Source organism: Aeromonas encheleia, from assembly GCF_900637545.1.
Lineage (GTDB): Bacteria > Pseudomonadota > Gammaproteobacteria > Enterobacterales > Aeromonadaceae > Aeromonas > Aeromonas encheleia.
Map to the genome: position 1 here is coordinate 2,864,906 of NZ_LR134376.1, position 21,464 is coordinate 2,886,369.

Here is a 21,464-nt window from a genome sequence, read left to right on the forward strand (position 1 = left end):
ATGAAAAAGGCGCCTAGCGCCTTTTGAATATGGGTTATACCCCAACGAACTTCAGAAAGCCTATGACACCGGCCACAAGGGCAAGCATGGTTACGATTAGCCATTTGGTCTGGCTGTGCAGCGCAGCTTGAAGGTCTTCCTTGGTGGCAAATTTCTTGTCGAGCCCGTCAAACTTCTTGTCTGTAGTGTCAAACTTTGCATCGAACTTCTTGTCCATGGCTTCGAACTTGCTATCGAACTTCTTGTCCATGGCTTCGAACTTGCTATCGAACTTCTTGTCCATCGCATCGAGCTTGCTATCGAACTTCTTGTCCATCGCATCGAGCTTGGTATCGATCTTCTTGTCCATCGCATCGAGCTTTGACTCAAAGAGATCCTGTCGTCCAGCCATCTTTTCCAGCCGGATCTTGATATCTGTTGTATCGGCCATCAGGACTTTCACCGAGTCTTTGACGTCGACCATATCCTTCATGATGTGCTCAACACCAGACTCAAGACGAGCAACACGAGCTTCTAGCATTCCTCCTCCTCCTCCACCACCATTGCCATCATTGTTGGGGATATCATCAACGGCTCTTATAGTCGGCCTGCGTGCCTGACTAATGGGGATTGCGTCTTGATTACTCATGTTCTTCTGCATCCTCATCTAGAACATGACTCTCGTTGGAATCAACTTCAATCCCGTCAGAGATTTCCTTCCATTCCAGAATGCGAAAGGCATCAATGTTCCAAATTGTACCGCAATTCCGGCAAATCAATGGATAGACTTTAAGCTGAGTTGGCGGTTCTGTGTTTACGCCACCCCATTCAAAAGCTTCAAGTATTCTATGGTGTCTGCCATCGACCCCAGTGTCTGAAGACTCGTATGTTGTTGCAACATAATTCGTTGCTCCACATTGCGAGCATTTAGGTTTGAACCCCTTATCAGAGAAGTACTCGGCGATAACCTTAGGAGTTATCTTTTCAAATCGAATCTTGAGTGCATCTGACATCATGTTTTTTGACATAAAAGTCGCCTTGATCTTCTGATTATCTTCACACCACCCACGATATGCAGCTGCTGTTCTGGCTATCGTCATAATGCATTAAAACTTCTTACCTGCCCACGCCACGCGGCCAACGATATGCACATCGGCCCGCTGGTCCTTAGTCACCACCTGGGTTTCATAGCCGGGATTATCTGAAATGACTTTGATCCCGCCGAGTACATCGAATTGCAGGCGTTTGACCAGCAGGCTGTCTCCGATGCGCAGCACATAGAGGCCATCGCGCAGGGCTTCGCCGTTGCACAGGCTCACCAGGATGATGTCGTTGTTACTGATGGTGGGCTCCATACTGTCGCCCTTGGCACGGATGACCGCCAGCCGTTCCGGTGCCAGCCCCTCTTTCTTGAGCCAGTCAGTGCGAAACGCCATGGGATCGGTTTTCAGTTCGTCGGAGACGGTCGCCCCAAACCCGGCAGAGGCAAACACCTGATAGCAGTCGACCAGGGTGTAATCCTGCATCCTGTTGTCGATGCTGGCTGACGCTTCGCCAACGGAGAGCTCTTCTTGATGACCAGGCCGGGCATAGAGCGGGACTTCAGGAAGCACGGTCACCTGTTCAGGTTGTTCACCTAGACCCAGGCAGAGCCACAGAAACAGCCGAGGCTCGTGGCCACAGATTTGAGAAACCTGGCCAACAGAAGGCATAGTTTCGCCAGTCACATACTTGCGTAAAACCGCATCACTGACCCCTACCCTGCGCGCAAACGACTTATAGCTCTCTCTGCCTATCAGAGCTTCCATTCGCTTCGCAAACCCTTTCATGTCAAACGCAGTCCCGTTAAGTATCTCCATAAAACAAAAGCCTCAGGTCGTTTCGAGATCTTTCGGTTGCGCAATGTCGCGCAGCCGTATATTCTCACCCCACAAGTCCCGTTGAAACCTACAGATCGCAAATCAAGAGTTTCAACGCATTGAAAGGTAATAAAAAGAGAGATAAGGACGCAGTATGGCGCAACGTGATACCAAAAAACAGCCTAATGGGGCGCAAGACGCACCCTTAGGTGACAACGCTCAACCGCAAGTTGACCCGCTGGCTGAAGTGCTGCGCCAACTGGCAACCATCAAACAGAGCCTTTCGCTCTCCATGCTGCCAGCCATCCCGCTGGACGCCTTCCTCACCATGCTGCGGGACGAACTCAAGTTCGACCTCCCCCTGCGCACTGCGCAAGACATGATCAGCGATGGCCGTTTGCCCATCGTTCCCAAGCTGCGCGCTGGCGACAAGCCGTGGGTCAACCTGCAGCGCTGGCGCGAAATGACCAAGGAGCCATCGAACTACTTCAAGTTTGTGCATGAGAACTCCAGTCACCGCGTAGCCAAAGCCGCTACCAAAAAGTCAGCGCAACGTGCCGCTGCCTGACCTAACGGTAGCGATTGAGCACAAGGGGATAAAGTGTCAAACCAACGCACTCACTCACACAGCCATTTTGCCGTGGCCTGCGACTTGTTCAAACAGGCGCACAACATCAGCCAGCTGGCGGAAGACATCGGCATGTCTAGCCATGTGCTGCACAACAAGTTCAACCCGGCGTGTGAACGGCACAACCTGACTGCCCAAGACTTGATCGCCCTCTACCACGCCACCGGCAACGACACCCTGTTTGATGGCCTGCTGTTTGATTGCGGCCTGACTGCCGTTCGTCTCCCTGCCGGCACAGCCAGCGCCCCAGAGGCCCGAGCCATGCGGTCGCTCAATGCAGGCGCCCAGATCATGGGCGTCACCGCCCAGGCAACCACCATCCTCGCCGGTGACCGCGTCACCAAATCCAACAGAAACACCGTAGTCGGCGGCTTGTGGGCTGGCATCGAGCACCTTGTGCTGCTGGCAACCGAAGTCGAAGACCGCTTTCACGCCGTCCCTGGTCTTGCGTGTGCTGCCGATATGGCCCGCGCAGCCCTCGGCGCATAGGAGACCAGACCATGAGATTGATTTGCCCCCACTGCGGCGCCCGTGCCAGCACCCGTACTTCCACCCGCATGAGCGTGCTGACAGGCCATGCCTTTTACGCCTGCAGCAATGTCGACTGCGGGCATACCTTCAAGGCCGCGTTTGAGATTGTCGGCACTATCAGCCCATCAGCCATGCCAAATCCGGCCATCGTGCTGCCGACCTGCAAGGGCGTGGGAAAGAACGGCACCCACATGTCAAAGAGCGTCCAGCTCAAGGAGCCAGCATGAAGCTTCGCGCCGAGCAGTCGGGTCTGATCCCGCTGCCCACCCTGCTGTTTAACCGCGCCGTGGTCGTGGGCGAGCAGGCCGAGCCGGTCATGCGCAACACCACCCGCTTTGATGGCAGTTATCTGGAAGACAGCCAGGGCCGCCGTGGTGCCCTGCGCTTCCAGCCACGCCAACAACCCAGCCCGCACTGGCTGACCCAGCTGCTGCAGGCATAACCGGAGGGCCACCCCATGAACACAGCACAGATTTTCGAGCTCGTTCAGCAACCCTGCGCCGCCGACGTGGCACTGGCAGACATGCGCGCCCAGTTTGGCCGCAATGGGGCGGCCAGCCGTTGGTCACGCCTGCCGGCCAAGTCCCGGGCAGTCATCTGTTATGCGGCCGGGCTATCAACCACCGTCGCCGGGCAGGAGCTGGACCAGTTCGACTTTGACCAGCAGGAGGCGATCCGCCTCGCCCTGGGCGAACTGCTGACCACGTTGCACGAATTCGATGGGGGCGTGCTGCACCGCCGTGAGTGGCACCGCTCCACCCGCCGCATTGAGGGGCCAGCCCGCAGCGAGCGGGAACAGGTAGAGCACGAGAACAAGCGCCGGGCCGAGCTCAACGAGCAGGCCGGCATATTGGAAAGCCGCATCGCGGTAATGAGAAAGGTGCCCGGAAACGGGCAATAAAAAACCCCGCTATTGGTGCGCCAACACCAGCGGGGTTTCCATCAGCAACTGAGGTAACTGATATGCGAACTGTAGCGATTCCCACCGCACTACGCAATGTGAAGGCGCTCAACAGCCTGCTGGCCCACACCGCTGGTCGCCGTCACATTAAACGACCCGACGATAAAGCAGCACAGGTTAATGCCGTCAATGCCCATGCCTGGCGCTCACTTTGGTTATGCCTAAACACCAAAGGGGAACGGGTATGACTGTCGACCTGTTTGAACTCGAAGCCCCACAAGACGCACTGGGCACCACCGAGGCGGGCCCTGCCCATATGCAGCCACCGGCACCGGTCAGCCAGCTGACCAAACACTGGGAGGCTGCCGTCGATGAGTTCGCCAGCTCGGGCAGCGATGCCAAGCGCAACCGCAACGTGACCAAGGAGCTGCTGGCACTGGGCGCCATCCGCGCCGTGTACTGGCTGGCCACCGCCAACGTCGAGCTGGCACTGGCAAATGAGATCGCTGAGTGGTGGGCAGACTGCGAACCGCTACACGGCCTGGGGGAGACCATCAAATGAGCCACCAACAAGTCATCGACCAATGGGTCACCAACATGCTGTCCGCCGAGGCCAGCCTGCACGGCCTGCAGCTCGACCTGCTGGACCTGCGCAAAGATGGCCCCCACGGCCAGCGCACTCCGGCCAGAACCCATCTGACCCTGTGCCGTCAAACCCGCCTCGCAGCCCGCCAGGCATCACGCAAAATCCAGTCCCTCTATGCCGGAGGCGCCATCTAATGACCCATCCAATACCAGCCGGGCTTGCCCCGGCTTTGGGCTTCGTGCGCCCTGCAAACAGCAATCCCGTCACGCTGGAGCCCTGCACCAAGTGCAAACAGCCCGCCGTGTGCATGCCGGTAGCTGGCCGCCACGGTCGTCGATCTTATCCCTATTGCGTCGAGCGCTGCTGGCCGCTGGCCCGCGCTGCCAGTGAAACCCTGGTGAAGGCTGACCCTGCTGCTCGTCCCTCGATGCTCTGCAGTTGCTGCGGCGAGTTCAGCCATGTACGCCCAGTCATCCTGTCCGGCGGCCGCATGACCAGTCTGTTTTTCTGCGAGACCACCTGCTGGTCTGATCGTCTGGCAACCCTCGACATGGTACCGACCTGCACCCAGTGCGGCCGCTACCTGCAACCGAACGAATACACAGTTGGCAAATGCGGGGTGTGCAAATGAAAGAGCATAACTTCAACCTCTTCAACGAGATCGTGGTCGACAACTTTGCCGGCGGCGGCGGGGCCTCTACCGGGATCGAAATGGCGCTGGGCCGTAGCCCTGAAATCGCCATCAACCACGACCCGGATGCGATCGCCATGCACACCGTCAACCACCCCAGCACTGAGCACTATTGCGAATCGGTGTGGGACATCGTGCCGCGTGACGTGGTAGCTGGTCGCCCTGTCGGGCTGGTCTGGCTGTCGCCTGACTGCAAGCACTTCTCCAAGGCCAAGGGTTCAACCCCGGTCAGCAAGAAGATCCGGGGCTTGGCATGGGTTGCCCTGCGCTGGGCTGCCCAGATTCGCCCCCGGGTGATCATGCTGGAGAACGTCGAGGAGTTTCAGACCTGGGGGCCTTTGCTGATCGACAATGATGGCAACTCCCGCCCAGACCCGGCCAAGAAGGGCCGCACCTTCAACAGCTTCATCAATGCCCTGCGCCGCCAAGGTTACAAGGTGGAATGGCGCGAGCTGCGCGCCTGTGACTACGGAACCCCGACCATCCGCAAGCGCCTGTTTCTGATCGCCCGCCGGGATGGCGCCGCCATCGTGTGGCCCAAGCCGACCCACTGCGCCCCCGGCAGTATCGAAGTGAAGGCGGGCAAGCTGCTGCCGTGGCCTACTGCTGCTGACATCATCGACTGGTCGATCCCGTGCCCCTCGATATTCGAGCGCAAGCGGCCACTGGCTGAGAACACATTGCGCCGGATTGCCAAGGGGCTGGAGAGGTTCGTCATCAATGCTGCCGAACCATTCATCGTGCCAATTGGCCGGAACTCAGCACTTGCCCCCTTCATCACTGAACATGCCAACGCCAGCCATCAGCGCAATATGCCAGCTGATGAGCTTCTGCGTACCATCTGCGCAGAGGTGAAGGGTGGTCACTTCGCTCTAGTAGCGCCAGTAATCGCCCGGCAGTTCGGTAACTCGGTTGGTCAATCGGTGGAAGACCCGCTGGGGACGGTGATGGCCAAGGCCGATAAGAGCCAGCTGGTGACCGCGTTCCTGGCCAAGCACTACACCGGCGTCGTGGGGGCAGAGCTGACCCAGCCGCTGCCGACCGTGACCACCGTTGACCACAACGCGCTGGTCACCAGCCACCTGATTAAGCTACGCGGCACCTGCCAGCACGGCCAGCCGGTGACCGAGCCCATGCCCACCGTCACCGCTGGCGGGCTGCATATCGGCGAGGTGCGGGCCTTCCTGCTCAAGTATTACGGCACCAATATCGGCCATGCCGCTGATGAGCCACTGCAAACTGTCACCACCAAACACCGGTTCGGCCTGGTGACCGTGCGCGGCGAGGATTACCAGATCGTCGATATCGGGATGCGGATGCTGGAGCCCCATGAGTTGTTTGCGGCTCAGGGTTTCCCTGCTGACTACGTGATCGCCCACGATGCCAACGGCAAGAAGTTCACCAAGACCGCGCAGGTTGCCCGCTGTGGTAATGCCGTGTGCCCGCCACTGGCTGCCGCCTTGGTGCGCGCCAACCTGCCAGAGATGTGCGCAGATGCGCAGGAGGTGGCTGCATGAATGACGCAATCACCAACCTGCAGGGCATCCAGCTGCCTCAGCACTACCTGGTGGGCCACCATGCCATCAACATGTCAGGCGCTGCCGAGCAGTTAGCCCGTGTCGAATGGCACGTTGCCAAGCCGCTGGCCAGAACCTACCTGCACCGCTATCCCGCTAACCCCAAGACCGCCAATGTCTGGTTGCGCCGTATCGTTGAAGTGTGCGCCGCTGCAGCGGCCCGCTTCCCGATCCCGGTTGTCGACCTGCGCAACGATGTGCGCCGCGAACTGGTCGCCGCCGAGTGGGCCCGCCGCTGCCAACAGTTAATGACAACGGCGGGCAACGAGCGCACCGCCGCCGAGCTGCTGACCGATCTGGGCTCACAGGCGAAAGCGTGGCATTTCTGCCCCTCCCTGCCGGTCCACCCCCGCACCAAGGTCGAGCGCTTGCTGTGCCGCCCATTGAACCAGAAAGAACGAGACGACTTGGCCGGCGAGGTGGAACAGTTCGAAGGGGCCGCCGCCAGTCTGCTGATACGCCTGCTTGATGAGTCCTGGTGGCGGCGCAAAATCAACCGCGCCTGGGCAGTTTACTGCGAGCTGATCGCCATCCTCACCGGGCAGGTGCGCAAGGGGGTCAGCCCCTACGCCAGCTCCCACGCGGTGCGAGAGTTCACCCAGCGCAAGGCGGCCCAGCGGGCATGGATGGAGGGCATGAGCGCCGTCAACGAGGAGCTGGGGCAAGAGATCGATCTGGCTGACGCAATCATGGCATCCGTGGCCAACCCCGAGATCCGCCGTCATGAGCTGATGGTGCGCATGCGGGGCTTTGAGGATATGGCGCAGGAACAGGGCAAACTGGGCCTGTTTCTGACCCTGACTGCTCCCTCCAGCTATCACGCCTGGCGCCAGGGCAGCAAAGACAGCTCAAAGACCTATCAGAATGAGGGGTTCAACGGTAGCACCCCAACCATCACCAACCGCCTGCTGTGCAAACAGTGGGCCCGCTTTCGGGCCGCGCTGGCACGCGAGGGGATCATGGCTTTCGGATTTCGGGTGGTGGAGCCACACCACGACGGTACCCCTCACTGGCATTGCCTGCTGTTCATCAACCCAGAGCATCAGCGCGACTTCCTGACCCTGCTCACCTATCACTTCACCGATACCGATCGTAGCGAACTGAAGATGCCAAACGGCGGCCAGCTCGACCACCTAGCCAAGATGACAACCCGTAACAAGATGCCTCGCATCAAGTGGCTGCTGGATGTGAACGACAAGGCTGTCGTCAAGGCCATCAACCCAAGGGTGAACTGGAAGTTCATCGACGAGAGTGAGGGGAGCGCAACTGGCTATATCGCCAAGTACATCGCCAAGAATATCGACGGCCACAAGGTGGGGATGGACTACGAGGCCGAAGCCCCCATTGACCACACCACTATCGCCGTGGCCGCCTGGGCCAGCTGCTGGCGCATCCGCCAGTTCCAGCAGATCGGCGGCCCTGCCGTGAGCGTGTGGCGCGAGCTGCGCCGCTTGGGTGACGAGGTGATCGAGTGGGACTGCGTGCTGGAAGCCGCCCGCCACGCTGCTGACCACAACCGCTGGGGCGACTTCATCAAGGCCATGGGGGGCATCGATGCTCCCCGTAAAGAACACCTGATCCGCCTCTCCAAGCGGCTGGACGAAGCCGCCAACAAATACGGCGAAGACGTTCTCAAGCTGCTGGGGCTGATCACCGACATCGGCATGACCACGGCCGTCACCCGTACCGAAGGCTGGCAAATAGTGCGCAAGGGGGGGGCAGTGCCGGGTTTGGGCGAGCAGCGCGAGCATGCCGTAGGCGAGCGCAGCGAGTTGCCCTTGAGCAGCGGCAGCTGCGCCCCTTGGAGTTCTGTCAATAACTGTACGAAAGGATCCAAATCGGGGGTTCAAGGATCCGCTCTGGCTAAGGAATTGAACCGAATGGGTCTTGATGAAAGCAACGCCGCACTGTTGCAGCACGGCAGCATCATCAACGCCGGAGGTCAGTATGTACGCCTGGTCGGCGATCGGCTGATTGTGAGCCGCAACTGGCCAGGGGCAACCAGTGCGCCGGGACACTGCAGCAAGGAAATGCTGACACCAGTGGAGGCTGAGGTTGAAAAAGCCTTTGCCGATGCAGAGGCTTTACGCCAGGAACAGCTGAGAATGCGAGTGCGCAGCGCTGCCCTGACTCGAGGGAGTCTGGCGTTTGGGAACGATTTGTCGGATGCTGACTTCGAGATTGCCTTTAACGAACTGCACAAGTCTATCGATTGGGTGACGGATGCCGCCATCACTCCCCCATTACCCGAAGAGGTACGGGAGTTCCTGCCCAGTATGAAGCCACACATCAAAGCACTAGCGATTGAGGAAAGAGCAGATGAGCAATAAGCAAACTACCTACACGCCCCAGGTGCACGGCAGCGAAGCCATCGAGAACCGCTGCAGGATCATCCTCGAGCGGCAATGGCCTCAACATGAAATTGATGACTGGCTTAACATGCTCACACCTGGTGAGCGTAGCTATGCGTCTGGCCTACTCCAAAGACGACATCACCAGACCTCACCGGATACCCATCACTCCCCAGCGGTTGCCCATGATGAGTTCAGTGCTTTGACTCGCTGGATTGATGACCCCCCGATTCGCCAAGGTAATCTGAGCGATACAGAGTTCAAACGCGCCATCTGGCAAAAAGTGGACGAAGATAAGTGGTGGTGAAATTACTACCGGGCTCGGCCACATAACCGTTTAGGGGATAGCGAAAGCATGGGTTCTATGGCCGAATATCATGTTTGTATCTTTGTCTGCCGATATGAGGTTTCTTGATGCTTCGCCTTATCTATCATTCGTGTTACTTCCTGCCGCTCGCCGGTCTTTTGCTCTTCACACTTCTGCCAGAGCGCCTGGACCAGCAAGACTTTGGCGTATGTTTAAGCGCTTTCGGAAAGTCCCCATTTTACAAAGTTGAAACGGCAGAACAGTGCGGCAGCATTTTCACCACACCGGACTTGGTCGCGAAAGAGCGTCCTGACAGCTACGACGTTTGGCTTGTCCCAATACAAACGACTGTGAGCAAAAGCACTTTCAGAGACATTTACGATGTGGTCAGTCAACAAGCACCTCATGCATTGAACGGTGCCCCGTCATTTGAAACATGGTGGGCTTCTATCCCGGTGGGGCCATACGAGAAGACTGTCTCATCAACGTTGGGCCGTTACATCTTGAAGTAGGGAGACCTCATGCTGGAACGCCTGCAAGACCTTCTTGCTTCACTGATCATGGAACCTGGAGTGATGAAATTCTTTGGTGGCCTGCTGATGATGCTCTCTTTGGCTGCACTGGCTCTTGGCGGCAGAGCACTCCGTTATGAACGTCATATCGAGCACACCAATAGCATGTTGCAGACGATTACTAATGGCAAAGCGACACTCCCCGCTCCACCCGGGTTGTTTGACCAGTGGCCCATCATCCAAGCCATGATCCCAGAATCGTTCATTGGGTTCGTCACATGGGCCAGCGTTTTCGTGATGGGGTGGATGATGGTGAGCTTTGGCAAACAGATCGAGCGGATGTACTGACCCCTCCGTAATCATCACTTCACCACCGGCAGCTCGCCGAGCGCGGTGGTATAGCGGGGGCTTAACTGCTCCCGCTTCATCATCCACTCCTTGGTGTTTCGGCCGCGGGCCGCGAAGTAGACCTTCCCCAGCCGCCTCTGGTTGATCTTGTCGATGACCTGCATCAGCGCCTCGCTGTGCGGTGCCTGCGATTCACCGGCGAACAGATCTCCCTGCTGCATATCGGCGGGGGTGAAGTCGGCCAACATCACGCCCCCTTTCTGATAACGCTGCTCGTCGCGCCAGATACGAGGGAGGAGTTCCGGGATCAGGGCCAGCAGGGCCCGGGTATCATGAGTGGGTAAGTCCAGCTTGGTGCTCACTTGGTTGCCGTAATAGGGCTCCCGGTCGCTGAACGGGCTGGTGCGAATGAAGATGGTCACATGACGGCAGCACATCCCCTCCCCACGCAACTTCTCGGCGGCCCGCTCCATGTAACCGGCCAGCGCCTGGTGCATGGGGCCTATCTGGGTGATGCGCTCCCCAAACGAGCGCGAGCAGATGATCTGCTGCTTGGCCTGGGCCTCCTGTTCCAGCTCGGCACAGGGGATCCCCCGCAGCTCCTGCACCGTGCGCTCGACCACTACGCCATAGCGGCGCCGCAGTGCCTTGGGATCGGCGGCGACCAGGTCGGCCACGGTCTTGATGCCCTGCGCCTCCAGCTTGGCGGTGAGCCGCCGACCAATGCCCCATATCTCGTCCACCGGGGTGATCGCCATCAGCCGGGCGCGCCGCCCTTCATCACGCAGATCCACCACGCCGCCCGTGGCCGGCCACTTCTTGGCGGCATAGTTGGCGAGCTTGGCGAGCGTCTTGGTAGGGCCAATGCCGACCCCAACAACCAGCCCGGTCCACTGCAGCACCCGCTCGCGGACTTGGCGGCCATAGGCCACCAGGTCGCCGGCCCAGGACTCGCTTAGCTCGATAAAGGCCTCGTCGATGCTGTAGACCTCCACCGCCGGGGCCATCCCTTCCAGAATGGTCATCACCCGGCTCGACATATCGCCATAGAGGGCATAGTTGCTTGAGAACCAGATGCCCCCCATGGCTTCAAAGAACTGGCGGATCTGGAAGTAAGGCACCCCCATCTTGATGCCGAGCGCCTTGGCCTCTGCCGAACGGGCCACCACGCAGCCATCGTTGTTGGAGAGCACGACGATGGGCCGCCCCTTCAAGTCGGGGCGAAACAGCCGCTCGCAACTGGCGTAGAAGTTGTTCACGTCGACCAGGGCGACGGCGCAACGCTTGTTCATGGGCTGTCCACCTGGTGCACGACAAAGGCCACCACCCCGAAGATTTCCAGCTCCTGCCCATCGTTGAAATGGATGGGGCGATAGGCCAGGTTGCCAGGGAGCAAGGCGACTGTGGGCTCAAGCTGCAGCTTCTTCACCGTGAACTCGCCATCGACCGCGGCGACTACCACGCTGCCGTGGCGCGCCTTGCGGCTGCGGTCGACGACCAGCAAGTCGCCATCGCGGATCCCGTGGTCGACCATGCTGTCACCGGCCGCCCGCACGAAGTAGGTGGCCGCCGGGTGGGCAACGCACAACTGGTTGAGATCGATGGTCTGCTCGGTGTAGTCCTGCGCCGGCGACGGAAAGCCGCAGGCCACCGGGGAGAGGAACAGGGGCAGCTCCAACAAGGGGGCATCTAGGGTGGGTTGAGCAAACATGCTGGAAATCTCAAGAAATACTGTATGGATGAACAGTATAGCAAGACGCCAAAATTGGATCACCGTGCGGCGTTTGGCTCCATCTACGCTAACTTAACGATCTCGGCGTGCGAGAGATCAAAATGTATGGGGTGTCGTGTGGACAACCTTACCACTATCCCTGACCATCAATTCCCAAACGATACACCTAGGCGATAAGCCCTAGATGAACACTGTCATATCCGACACATGGAATGGACATATGAAATCTCAGTACTACCCGCCGGTATACCATGGAAAAAATTATCACTGCCCGCGATGTCAGGTTTATTCCTCTCAGAGTTGGACCACGTTAATGCTCGATTTAGGCAACTACTACCAACATTCCGAGTTTGAGGCATCAAGCTGTGCACATTGTCAATTGCAGTCATTTTGGTATCAAGAGCGTTTGATTGACCCGAATAGTAGCTTGGCTGAACCGATGCACCATGACTTGCCTGAGGATTGCCAAGCCGAGTATGAAGAAGCGAGGGATATCGTAGGACGTTCGCCTCGGGGGGCTGCGGCCCTGTTACGGTTGTGCCTTCAGAAGCTGATGGTCCATTTCAAAGCTTCCGGTAAGAACATCAATGACGATATCAAGTTCCTCGTGTCCAAAGGAGTTTCTATCGAGGTCCAGAGAGCATTGGATATCTGTCGAGTGGCTGGCAATAACGCAGCCCATCCCGGGGAGTTAAACATAAAGGACACCCCAGAAATCGCACATATGATGTTCAAGATGATTAACTTTTTAGTTGCTGAACTCATAACTAGGCCAAATGAAATCGAGGCCATGTTCGATAAGTTGCCCCAAGGTGCACGTGATGCTATTGAGGATCGCGATAGAGCCAAGTAGCCAATGACCAAGGGCGCCGATGGCGCCCTGTGTATGTTTCCTGCCGAAACTAACGTCCCCTTCCTTGTGATGAACCGGTACCCTGCCGGCGGTGTTGTGCTGCTGGGCGGGGTGGTGGTGCCGATTTTCCCTGATAAGCGCTGATGCAGGCCGCAGAGGGCCGGAAAGGGACAAAAAGGGAGCATCGGGGACTATTGGGGTTGATTGGTGTCGCGCTGTTGCGCGATACTGCGCGGGCAACGGCAAAATCCGTTGCCGGGATTGGCGTCCCGCTCAGTGAAGCGCACAACACGCGCCTGCGTGTTTTTTTGTGCGGCCCAGTTGTACCCGCAATCTCAGTTATGGCGGGCTGGGCAGGGGCCCTTCGGGGCGCCGGGTCTTTGCTGCCGGTACGCCAACCTTGCTCAGTTCGTCACCAGATGATTGGCGTCGATGGTGGCGATTACCTTCACAGCAAAGGAATCCAAGCCATGAACAGCATCCGCTTCCATGACACCCAGTTCACCGTTATCCCCCATCACGGCCAGCCCTGGCTGACCGCAGCCCAGATCGCCCAAGCCCTTGGCTATGCCAGAGAAGATGCCGTCAGTCGTATCTACACCCGCAACGCGGACGAATTTACCCCTTGCATGACCTTGACCGTCAATTTGACGGTCAAGGGGTTCGGCAATGGCAGCAGCGAGAAAGAGGTTCGGATCTTCTCCTTGCGCGGTGCCCATCTGATCGCCATGTTCTCCCGCACCGCATTGGCCAAAGAGTTTCGCCGCTGGGTGCTCGATGTGCTGGACCGGGAGACCGCCGCCCATCCGCAGCCCCTCACTGTACTGACCGACGACGAGCTGCATTCGCTGGCGTGGCTCTGGCGCGCAGCCGATTACATGATGGGCGCCGCCCGCCGCATCTATCCTCTGCTCGAGGTGGCCGAGCACCGCGAAGCCGGCACCTACTACTCCATCCTCCACGAATACCCTATGACCCTGGCCGCCGCCCAGCGCATCCTGGCCGACAAGACCCGCCATATTCAGAGCGCCACCCACAGCGACCGCGACTGGAACAGGCTGATCCCCCACCTGCACCGCCTGCCTGCAGCAAAAAGTTGGTAATGTGACCGGGTTTTTACCACGATTCACAGAAGTGATGAGTGCCAAGTTTTTCATGCCATGCATGACATCAATAATTTCGTAGTAACGCTAATAAAAGATGAAGGGGATAATCTCCCCTCCATTAATAGTCAACCATAGTAGATATTAAGATGAATACTGTATACTGAGAGTTATAAGTTAAACAGTTTTTCAGTAATCAACCCTATCAACAAGCACCCGACCTCTCCACTCAGCTAAATATATCGAGCCATAAATCTCATAAGATTCAAAATGTAATGCGATATCCTCTGACATAGTTTCCTTTATAGCTCGTGCAGTTTTCAATAGAACTTCAAGATTTTCTTCATCAAGCTCTAGCTTATCCTTATAATAATTGTGAATGTTGTTAAACCGATCCATAGGGTCTGGGTGTTCTTTCACGCCTACTGACGGAACTATCTGTTCTTTTGCATTATTAAAAACATCTAAGTATACGAAAAAAAATAAAGCTCGGTTCACCAAATCGGTTCGCGCTGAAGTAGTTAAAACTGGCCGAGAGAGTGCATCTAAGTCGGCATCCAATTCTTCTTGTTGTGCATATGAGAAAAATTTATGTGTCACAACACCAGAATCAATCGCCGATAAAAACGCACCATCAATTAATTTTTTATCATCTAAGTGACCAAGTAAATGATGTGAATACTCATGTCCACAAATAAATTCTAACTGCCTATCGGTATGATACATTGCTAATTCATGAACATCCCTAGGAACCTCCCCTCTTGGATCTATATCAAAATCAAGAGCCTCAGATTGTAGCATCGTACGTACAGCAATTTTAATGGCTGCAAGTTTAACTTCTATTGGCACTTCCGTTTCATCAAAATCAAGAAAACCTAAGTTCATGAAGTACAAGAAATACCTCAATGATTCTGAAACAGTAATGACATTACCAAATTCAGTTTTTATAATCCGACCATTAGGACGATCACAAAATACAAGCCCTGCTGTTAACGACTCAGCTATGGTCAGGTCATCATCAGGTAAATCCACTATATAATTTTTAAACGGCTCATCGGAGAAATGCTTTTCAAAATCCCATTCGTCACCAGCCTTAAACATGTGACTTCTAACGACTCGAAATATCCTCATGTGATCAAGAACAGTATCAGCTCGTAGCTTTAGTAGATAATCATCCGCAGAGCTTATAGAACATATACGGTCAATTTGTTCCTTAGAGCAAATTGACATATAAGAAGCTCTTTTAATAAATTCCTCATTCATAACTTTATTTATCACCCTCATTCATTGAATAAACCTATTTCATATATTTCGTCATTACAAAAAAATCATCATTCAGAAAACAGCAATCTCACATTCTGCGGCCTCTTTAATCAGATACACCCACTTTACCTTCAGACAATCAGGATACATACGAGCATGTTATCAAAATGCAGATTACTCTCGTGAGTAAAACTGTTCTATTGTGCTGACTTTTATGTTTATGATGGATAGTTCAAATAACGCACACAAAATGATGGTTGTCTCTACTCCTATACTAGGTGACGTACCTCTTCGAGCCTGAAAGGATCTGGCGGAAAGTGAAGGATCGCAAAAAGGATTCGTTATCCCCCGCGCGGCCAGCGCTGGCGCGGGGAGGCGTTGCCCTCCCCCCATCGTTCACCCGCATGGAAATCGACACATAAAGCGCGCAGGCGAGGCGGGGTCCCGATTGCGCGCCAGCGGTGCTGGCAGGGGTCGGCAGGCGGCGCCTGCCGCTCTGGGACGATGCTCGAGGATCAGGGGATATGTCGGGCACAGTAAGCGGGGCGATGCAGTAGCGAAGTGCTCAGACCGTCAGATGAGAGACAAAACAAAGCCCCCTCAATGAGGGGGCTTTTCTTAAGCCATAAGGCGCACACAAACTCCAGGCGCTCGGTGTAACTCTAGCCTCGCCTATGCCGCTTGCCCTGTCAGATCTGACAGTCGGTAGGGATTGAACCTGATGATCTCCTCCCCCGCCCAGTCATTGAGCGCCAGCAGGCTGGCCTTGATGCTGTCTATCTCGTTGATGTCGAACACCTGGGCGGCCTTGGTCACATCGCCAAAGCCGCCGGTGCTGTTGGGCATGACTCCCATCAACTGGGGCGGTACCCGGTGGCTGGCGAGCTGGTCATCCCGGCTCACGTTCTTGATGCTGAGGAAGTCATCCTTGGCGGCCACCTCGGCCACCGGGATCAGCTTGACCCCGTCCTTGCTGCCGCCCGGGGTGTAGAGCAAGAGGTTGCGGAAGTTGCCGGGACCCTTGCTCTGGCGCAGGGCTTCTTTGAGCTTGGCGATGTCCCCCTCGTTCTGCACCGCATCGGTGATGTGCATGATGAAGCCCGCGTGGCTGCCGTTCTCGTAGTAGCGGCGGCGGAACAGGGTGGCCGACTCGTTGAGCAGGGTGGAGTTGAGCCCGCCCACATAGTCGGGGATGCCATAGATCTCCTGGTTGATGTCGGCCTCCATCACATGGCCCACCCGGCCTGCGGACAGCGCCTGCTCCTGGCCGGGTTGGGCAATCCACCAATACTGGTTCAGATCCAGCGCGCGCCGGGTGTACTTGGCACGCAGGTGGTCATAGCGCAACACGCCGCCAAGCCGGTTCTGCACCCCCTGCAGGTAGCCGTTGCCGAAGATGAGGTAGTCCAGCACCAAGCCGGTGAAGGCGGCCAGATTCAGTTTCGGGTGCGGGATGAAGCAGGAGCGCAGGATGTTGCGCTTCACCTGGATGGCCGAGGCATGATGCACCCCGGCCCGATAGACCCGGGACAGCCCATTGAGGGAGAGCGGCGGCTCGTACCAGCGGCCGTTATGCATGGCCTCCAGGTAGTCGAACACTTCCCGTTGCGATAAGACGGGCACCGGCTCGCCAAAGCTGAACGCCTCGATGGCCTCGCCGGGTTTCTGGGTCGCCGTCATCGGCGAGGTATGGCGCTGCGGGCGGCGCTTTCTCATGCGAAAATCTCCATCATGCTGGTATTGGCACCGGTGGCACCTGCCAGCGGCTCATGTAACAGGGCCTGCATCGTGGCCCAGGCAATGTCGGCGTGGCTGGTCTCCTCTGACCGGCTGGCCTCGAAGGTGGGCATCTTGCCGCCCGCGGTCACGGCGCGGCGGATGCTCATAAAGGCGGCCGCCAGATCGGTCATCCCGCTGTCAAATTCCAGCCGCCCCTTGTTCATCACATCCTGGGCCTTCATCACCATCTGGATTTTCACGCTCGGGCTGTACTGGATGGCTGTCACTGCCGGGTAAAACTGCTTCACCAACTGGTAAACACCCTCCCCGATCCCGGTGGTGTCGATGCCGATGTACCCCACGTTGTAGCGCTCGCACATGGCCTTGATGGCCCGCGCCTGAGCGTCGAAGTCCATCCCGCTCCAGCGGTGGCGCTCCAGCACCCGGAACTTGCCGCCCGGCACCGCAGGCGGGGCCAGCACGGCGCAGCCTGCGCTATCGCCCTGCCCACCCTTGGCCGGGTCATAGCCGATCCACACAGACCGGTTACCCAGCGGGCGCAGGGCAAAGGGCTTGTAGTCGTCCCACAACTCCCAACTGTCGACCATGCAGCGCTGCAGGGTGGCGAGCGGGAACACGCTGGATGTGTCATCCATGAACTCGCACATCAGCAGGTTGCGGTATTCCTCCTCGGAGTACTCGCCGCGCAGCTGATCCAGGTCGAACAGGTCGCAGCCGCCGAGCACCGCATCCTCGACAGTGACGATCTGCCGCCATTGGCCATCGGCGCAAAGCTTGCCGCCAGACAGATTGGCGTGGCTCAGGTCTATCTCGACCCGGTCGGCCTTGGGCTTGCCCCGGTTGAAGTTGGCGCCGGACCAGAACGCATAGGCGGGATGGGTGAGGCTGGAGGGCGTGGAGATATAGGTCTGACGCCACTTCTTATGCATCGCCATGCCAGACGCGACCTTGCGGAACTCCAGAAAGCCATGGATCCAGAAATATTCGTCCATGTAGGTATTGCCGTGGTAGCTCTGGGCGGTGCGGGCGTTGGTGCCGAGGAAATACATATGAGCCCCGTTCGGCAGCACCATGGGGTCGCCCTTGAGCTCAACCCCCTCATCCTTGGCAAACTGGATGATGTACTGCTTGAACACATGGGCCTGCGCCTTGCTGGCTGACATGAAAATCTGATTGCGCCCGGTGACCAGGGCGTCGATGAACGCCTCGAAGGCAAAGAAGTAGGTCGCCCCAATCTGGCGCGATTTGAGCAGGTCGCGGATCCGGTGGTGCTTGCCCGCTTCGTACCAGGTGCGTTGATAGCCAAACATGGTCGACTCGAACCGCTCGATTAACCGTTCCTGCTGATCGGGCTCGACCACATTGCGCTCGGGCGCCTTCTTCGGCCCCTTGTTGCGGTTCGCCACCTTGGGATTCAGGTCGGTTTCATTACCGCCGTTGCTGTACTTGTTGACCCGGGCGATCCGCTCCAACTGACGGCCAAGCAGGTCAATCTCCTTGAAGTCGCCGCCGCTCTTCACCTCCTTGGCGATCAGCTGGCACATCCGCGCCTCGATGGCGAAGTCGACCCGGTCAATGGGTTTGATGTCATCCCAGCCGTCGCGCTTCTTCCAGGTCGAGACTGTCCCCTCCGGCGTTTGCAGCAATTCAGCAATGGCGCGGAGCGGGTAGCCCTGGAAGAACAGGTGCATGGCCTGCCGTCTGGGTTCGATATGGGGGAAAAGTAACGGTGCTGTAGTCATGGCGCCAGTCTACCCAGCTCAGGCAACACCAAACGCCCAGCCGCCATTGTGTAACGCCATTACACAATGGCGCCTGATTGCACGATCCCGCCTGTCACCCAGACCATAACCGCGACATCACCACCCAATCACCAAAGGGATCCCAGCTCATGGCTAAGTCCAAATTTTTCCGTGTTGCCGTCGAAGGGGGCACGACCGATGGCCGCACCATCACCCGCGAATGGATTGAACAGATGGCCAAGCGCTACAACCAGTCCACCTATGGCGCCCGGGTCAATATGGAACACATCCGGGGCTATGACCCGACCGGTCAGTTCAAGATGTACGGCGACATTACCGCCGCCAAGACCGAAGAGGTCGACATGGAAGGTGAAAAGCGCCTGGCCCTGTTCGTACAGATCGACCCGACCCCTGAACTGGTCGAACTGAACAAGAAGCGTCAGAAGGTGTTCACCTCTGTCGAAATCCACCCGAACCTGAACGAGAAAGGCGCCTACCTGATGGGGCTGGCCGTCACCGACAGCCCGGCCAGTCTCGGTACCGAAATGCTCCAGTTCTGCAGCAAGGCATCGGCCAACCCGCTGGCCGAGCGCAAACAGTACAAGGAGTGCCTGTTCACCGAGGCGCTGGAAACCGTCATCGAGTTTGAAGACGAAGCCGACAAAGGCCCCAGCATTATGGAACGGGTCACCGCGATGTTTTCCACCCACAAGAAGCAATCCGGCGCTGACTTCAGCGACGTGCATCAGGCCGTCGAAGCCGTGGCCAAAGAAGTGACCACCATCGACGCAGACCTGCAGAAGAAGTTAACCGCACAGGCCACCACCATCACCGAACTGACCAGCCAGCAGGAGTCCACCGCCAAAGCGCTGGCTGACCTCACCGCCCAGCTGGAAGGCCAGGAAGATTTCAGCCACAAGCGCCAGCCCGCCACCGGCGCCCAAGGCACCACCATCGAAACCGACTGCTAAGGACCCCATCCATGCGTAACGAAACCCGCCAGAAGTTCAACGCGTTCACCGGCCAACTGGCCAAACTCAACGCCATCACCAGCGCCATGGTGCAGTTCAACGTGCAGCCGAGCGTCCAGCAGACCCTGGAAACCAAGATGCAGGAGTCGGTCGAATTCCTGCAAATGATCAACGTCATCCCGGTACCGGAGATGAAGGGGCAAAAGGTGGGTATCGGTATCGGCAGCACTATCGCTGGCCGCACCAATACCAGCGACAAAGACCGCGAGCCCAATGACCCGAGCGCCCTCTATCCGCATGACTACGAGTGTGCAAAAACCAACTACGACACCAGTCTGGGTTACAACAAGCTGGATATCTGGGCCAAGTTCCCTGACTTCCAGACCCGCATTCGCGACGCCATCCTCAAGCGGCAAGGGCTCGACCGCATCATGATCGGCTGGCACGGCACCAGCGCGGCGCCCGACACCAACCGCACCACCCACCCAATGCTGCAGGACGTCAACATCGGCTGGCTGGAACACATCCGCCTGGACGCGCCGGCCAAAGTGATGGATGAAGGGGCCGAAGGCTCGGGCAAGATTTACATCTATCAGCCGAAAAATGACGCAGACACCAAAGAAGGCGACTATCACAACCTCGACGCCCTGGTGTTCGATGCCGTCAACGAGTCTATCGCCCCCTGGTATCAGGATGACACCGATCTGGTGGTCATCTGCGGTCGCAAACTGCTGGCCGATAAATACTTCCCCATCATCAACAACGCCGACAACAACCAGGACAAGCTGGCCGGTCAGGTGCTGGTGAGCCAGAAGCAGATCGGCGGCCTCAAAGCCGTGCGCGTCCCCTTCTTCCCGGATGACGCCATGCTCATCACCACGCTGGAAAATCTGTCCATCTACTGGCAGGAAGGCGCCCGCCGCCGCCATATCGAGGAAGAGCCCAAGCGCGACCGCATCGTCAACTACGAAAGCTCCAACGATGCCTACGTGGTAGAGGATTACGACTGCGTCGCCCTGATTGAAAACATCGTCATCGGGCCGAAACCGGCCGCTGGCGGTTAAGGGGGCGACATGACATCACCTGCCCGTCGCAACCGCGAACGCAAACTGGCCGCCCTGCAAGGGGCGGCCAATCCTCAGTTCGACCAACAACGCGCCAACGCCTACGAGCTGCAGCTGATGCAGCTGGCCGAACACCGCCGCACTCTCAAGGGCATCCAAAGCATCGAACGCAAGATCGACGCCAAGCGCCCCATGCTGGCCGTCTACAAACCCTGGATTGATGGCCTGCTGGCCGCCGATCGGGGCGGACAAGATGACGTCCTGGTGACCGTCATGCTCTGGCACCTCGATACCGGCGATCTCGAAGGGGCATTCCCCATGGCCGACTACGTGATCCGTCACGGCCTGAGTACCCCGGACCGCTACGAGCGCACCGCCGCCACCATGATTGCCGAAGAGGTGGCCGACACCTCCATCAAGCAGCAAGAGGCCGGCACCGGCCCCTCCCTGTCGTTGCTGGGCCAATACATGGCCCTGCTGCACGGCTGCGACATCTTCGACCAGGTGCGCGCCAAGCTGCACAAGGCCGTGGGCCGCGCCGCGCTGGCCGAAGGGCTCAAGCCGCAAGCCGCCGAGCACTACCGCCGCGCCATCGAACTGCACGACAAGGTCGGCATCAAGAAAGAGCTCGAAGTCCTCGAGCGTGAACTGAAAAAAGAACAGCAGCCCGACGCCAAAGGCGGCGGCAGCTAACCGAGCGAACCCCGCACCCTGGGCGGCTCGGGC

Annotated in this window: 25 protein-coding genes; 17 read left to right on the forward strand and 8 right to left on the reverse strand. The window is 57.8% G+C overall.

What is annotated here, in order from left to right:
* Positions 1 to 34: 34 nt before the first annotated feature.
* From EL255_RS13195 to EL255_RS21605, 3 genes are read right to left on the reverse strand one after another with little or no spacing between them, the layout of a single operon-like run.
* On the reverse strand, positions 35 to 628 hold the full coding sequence (locus EL255_RS13195; protein WP_126623357.1) for a hypothetical protein: 594 nt from the start codon (positions 626 to 628) through the stop codon (positions 35 to 37).
* Positions 621 to 1,079 carry a hypothetical protein gene (locus EL255_RS13200; RefSeq protein WP_126623358.1) on the reverse strand — a complete coding sequence of 153 codons (459 nt, stop codon included), beginning with the start codon at positions 1,077 to 1,079 and terminating at the stop codon, positions 621 to 623. The genes EL255_RS13195 and EL255_RS13200 overlap by 8 nt, the downstream gene beginning before the upstream one ends.
* Before the next feature lie 6 nt (positions 1,080 to 1,085).
* The gene (locus tag EL255_RS21605) at positions 1,086 to 1,808 is read right to left on the reverse strand and encodes a LexA family transcriptional regulator (RefSeq protein ID WP_232018869.1); all 723 of its coding nucleotides are present in this window, start codon (positions 1,806 to 1,808) and stop codon (positions 1,086 to 1,088) included.
* Positions 1,809 to 1,992: 184 nt separating this feature from the next.
* On the opposite strand from EL255_RS21605, the gene EL255_RS13210 reads away from it, so the two are divergent.
* From EL255_RS13210 to EL255_RS13265, 12 genes are all read left to right on the forward strand, one after another.
* Complete coding sequence (locus tag EL255_RS13210) at positions 1,993 to 2,406, forward strand: hypothetical protein (RefSeq protein ID WP_042654634.1); 414 nt, start codon at positions 1,993 to 1,995, stop codon at positions 2,404 to 2,406.
* Between the two features lie 33 nt (positions 2,407 to 2,439).
* Positions 2,440 to 2,955: a phage regulatory CII family protein gene (locus EL255_RS13215; RefSeq protein WP_042654633.1), complete on the forward strand. Its 516-nt coding sequence runs from the start codon at positions 2,440 to 2,442 to the stop codon at positions 2,953 to 2,955.
* An 11-nt stretch (positions 2,956 to 2,966) separates the two neighbouring features.
* Positions 2,967 to 3,224: an Ogr/Delta-like zinc finger protein gene (locus EL255_RS13220; RefSeq protein WP_042654632.1), complete on the forward strand. Its 258-nt coding sequence runs from the start codon at positions 2,967 to 2,969 to the stop codon at positions 3,222 to 3,224.
* Positions 3,221 to 3,439, forward strand: coding sequence for a hypothetical protein (locus EL255_RS13225; protein ID WP_042654631.1), 219 nt, complete (start codon positions 3,221 to 3,223; stop codon positions 3,437 to 3,439). The genes EL255_RS13220 and EL255_RS13225 overlap by 4 nt, the downstream gene beginning before the upstream one ends.
* 15 nt (positions 3,440 to 3,454) lie before the next feature.
* Complete coding sequence (locus EL255_RS13230; RefSeq protein WP_042654630.1) at positions 3,455 to 3,898, forward strand: hypothetical protein; 444 nt, start codon at positions 3,455 to 3,457, stop codon at positions 3,896 to 3,898.
* A gap of 244 nt (positions 3,899 to 4,142) precedes the next feature.
* Positions 4,143 to 4,460 (forward strand): hypothetical protein, encoded by a 318-nt coding sequence (locus EL255_RS13235; RefSeq protein WP_042654629.1) that lies wholly within the window; start codon positions 4,143 to 4,145, stop codon positions 4,458 to 4,460.
* Positions 4,457 to 4,678, forward strand: coding sequence for a hypothetical protein (locus EL255_RS13240; RefSeq protein WP_042654628.1), 222 nt, complete (start codon positions 4,457 to 4,459; stop codon positions 4,676 to 4,678). The genes EL255_RS13235 and EL255_RS13240 overlap by 4 nt, the downstream gene beginning before the upstream one ends.
* A complete protein-coding gene (locus tag EL255_RS13245; RefSeq protein WP_232018870.1) occupies positions 4,678 to 5,115 on the forward strand; it encodes a hypothetical protein in 438 nt (145 codons plus the stop codon). The genes EL255_RS13240 and EL255_RS13245 overlap by 1 nt, the downstream gene beginning before the upstream one ends.
* Positions 5,112 to 6,692, forward strand: a complete 1,581-nt coding sequence (locus tag EL255_RS13250; RefSeq protein WP_042654627.1) for a DNA cytosine methyltransferase — start codon at positions 5,112 to 5,114, stop codon at positions 6,690 to 6,692. Before EL255_RS13245 ends, EL255_RS13250 begins: the two co-directional genes overlap by 4 nt.
* On the forward strand, positions 6,689 to 9,082 hold the full coding sequence (locus tag EL255_RS13255) for a replication endonuclease (RefSeq protein WP_232018871.1): 2,394 nt from the start codon (positions 6,689 to 6,691) through the stop codon (positions 9,080 to 9,082). The genes EL255_RS13250 and EL255_RS13255 overlap by 4 nt, the downstream gene beginning before the upstream one ends.
* Complete coding sequence (locus EL255_RS13260) at positions 9,072 to 9,410, forward strand: hypothetical protein (protein WP_042654626.1); 339 nt, start codon at positions 9,072 to 9,074, stop codon at positions 9,408 to 9,410. The genes EL255_RS13255 and EL255_RS13260 overlap by 11 nt, the downstream gene beginning before the upstream one ends.
* 521 nt (positions 9,411 to 9,931) lie before the next feature.
* Entirely contained in the window at positions 9,932 to 10,270 is a 339-nt protein-coding gene (locus tag EL255_RS13265) for a hypothetical protein (protein WP_232018872.1), read from the forward strand.
* 14 nt (positions 10,271 to 10,284) lie between these two features.
* On the opposite strand, the gene umuC is transcribed toward EL255_RS13265, so the two are convergent.
* Together umuC and umuD are read right to left on the reverse strand one after the other, a co-directional pair.
* Complete coding sequence (gene umuC / locus EL255_RS13270) at positions 10,285 to 11,562, reverse strand: translesion error-prone DNA polymerase V subunit UmuC (RefSeq protein ID WP_042654624.1); 1,278 nt, start codon at positions 11,560 to 11,562, stop codon at positions 10,285 to 10,287.
* On the reverse strand, positions 11,559 to 11,981 hold the full coding sequence (umuD, locus tag EL255_RS13275; RefSeq protein WP_042654623.1) for a translesion error-prone DNA polymerase V autoproteolytic subunit: 423 nt from the start codon (positions 11,979 to 11,981) through the stop codon (positions 11,559 to 11,561). The genes umuC and umuD overlap by 4 nt, the downstream gene beginning before the upstream one ends.
* A 241-nt stretch (positions 11,982 to 12,222) precedes the next feature.
* On the opposite strand from umuD, the gene EL255_RS13280 reads away from it, so the two are divergent.
* Together EL255_RS13280 and EL255_RS13285 are read left to right on the forward strand one after the other, a co-directional pair.
* On the forward strand, positions 12,223 to 12,855 hold the full coding sequence (locus EL255_RS13280; RefSeq protein WP_042654622.1) for a DUF4145 domain-containing protein: 633 nt from the start codon (positions 12,223 to 12,225) through the stop codon (positions 12,853 to 12,855).
* 470 nt (positions 12,856 to 13,325) lie between these two features.
* Positions 13,326 to 13,958 carry a P22AR C-terminal domain-containing protein gene (locus tag EL255_RS13285; protein WP_042654738.1) on the forward strand — a complete coding sequence of 211 codons (633 nt, stop codon included), beginning with the start codon at positions 13,326 to 13,328 and terminating at the stop codon, positions 13,956 to 13,958.
* A gap of 189 nt (positions 13,959 to 14,147) precedes the next feature.
* Here EL255_RS13285 and EL255_RS13290 read toward each other — a convergent pair whose 3' ends face one another.
* From EL255_RS13290 to EL255_RS13300, 3 genes are all read right to left on the reverse strand, one after another.
* On the reverse strand, positions 14,148 to 15,221 hold the full coding sequence (locus tag EL255_RS13290; protein ID WP_042654621.1) for a M48 family metalloprotease: 1,074 nt from the start codon (positions 15,219 to 15,221) through the stop codon (positions 14,148 to 14,150).
* Between the two features lie 672 nt (positions 15,222 to 15,893).
* Positions 15,894 to 16,937 (reverse strand): phage portal protein, encoded by a 1,044-nt coding sequence (locus EL255_RS13295; RefSeq protein ID WP_197720890.1) that lies wholly within the window; start codon positions 16,935 to 16,937, stop codon positions 15,894 to 15,896.
* Complete coding sequence (locus EL255_RS13300) at positions 16,934 to 18,703, reverse strand: terminase ATPase subunit family protein (RefSeq protein ID WP_042654619.1); 1,770 nt, start codon at positions 18,701 to 18,703, stop codon at positions 16,934 to 16,936. Before EL255_RS13300 ends, EL255_RS13295 begins: the two co-directional genes overlap by 4 nt.
* A gap of 149 nt (positions 18,704 to 18,852) precedes the next feature.
* Here EL255_RS13300 and EL255_RS13305 point away from each other — a divergent pair, with 149 nt between their 5' ends.
* The 3 genes from EL255_RS13305 to gpM are packed head-to-tail and all read left to right on the forward strand — an operon-like array spanning position 18,853 to position 21,431.
* A complete protein-coding gene (locus EL255_RS13305; RefSeq protein WP_042654618.1) occupies positions 18,853 to 19,674 on the forward strand; it encodes a GPO family capsid scaffolding protein in 822 nt (273 codons plus the stop codon).
* Between the two features lie 11 nt (positions 19,675 to 19,685).
* Entirely contained in the window at positions 19,686 to 20,738 is a 1,053-nt protein-coding gene (locus EL255_RS13310) for a phage major capsid protein, P2 family (protein ID WP_042654617.1), read from the forward strand.
* 9 nt (positions 20,739 to 20,747) lie between these two features.
* Positions 20,748 to 21,431, forward strand: coding sequence for a phage terminase small subunit (gpM, locus tag EL255_RS13315; protein ID WP_042654616.1), 684 nt, complete (start codon positions 20,748 to 20,750; stop codon positions 21,429 to 21,431).
* The last annotated feature ends 33 nt before the right edge of the window (positions 21,432 to 21,464 follow it).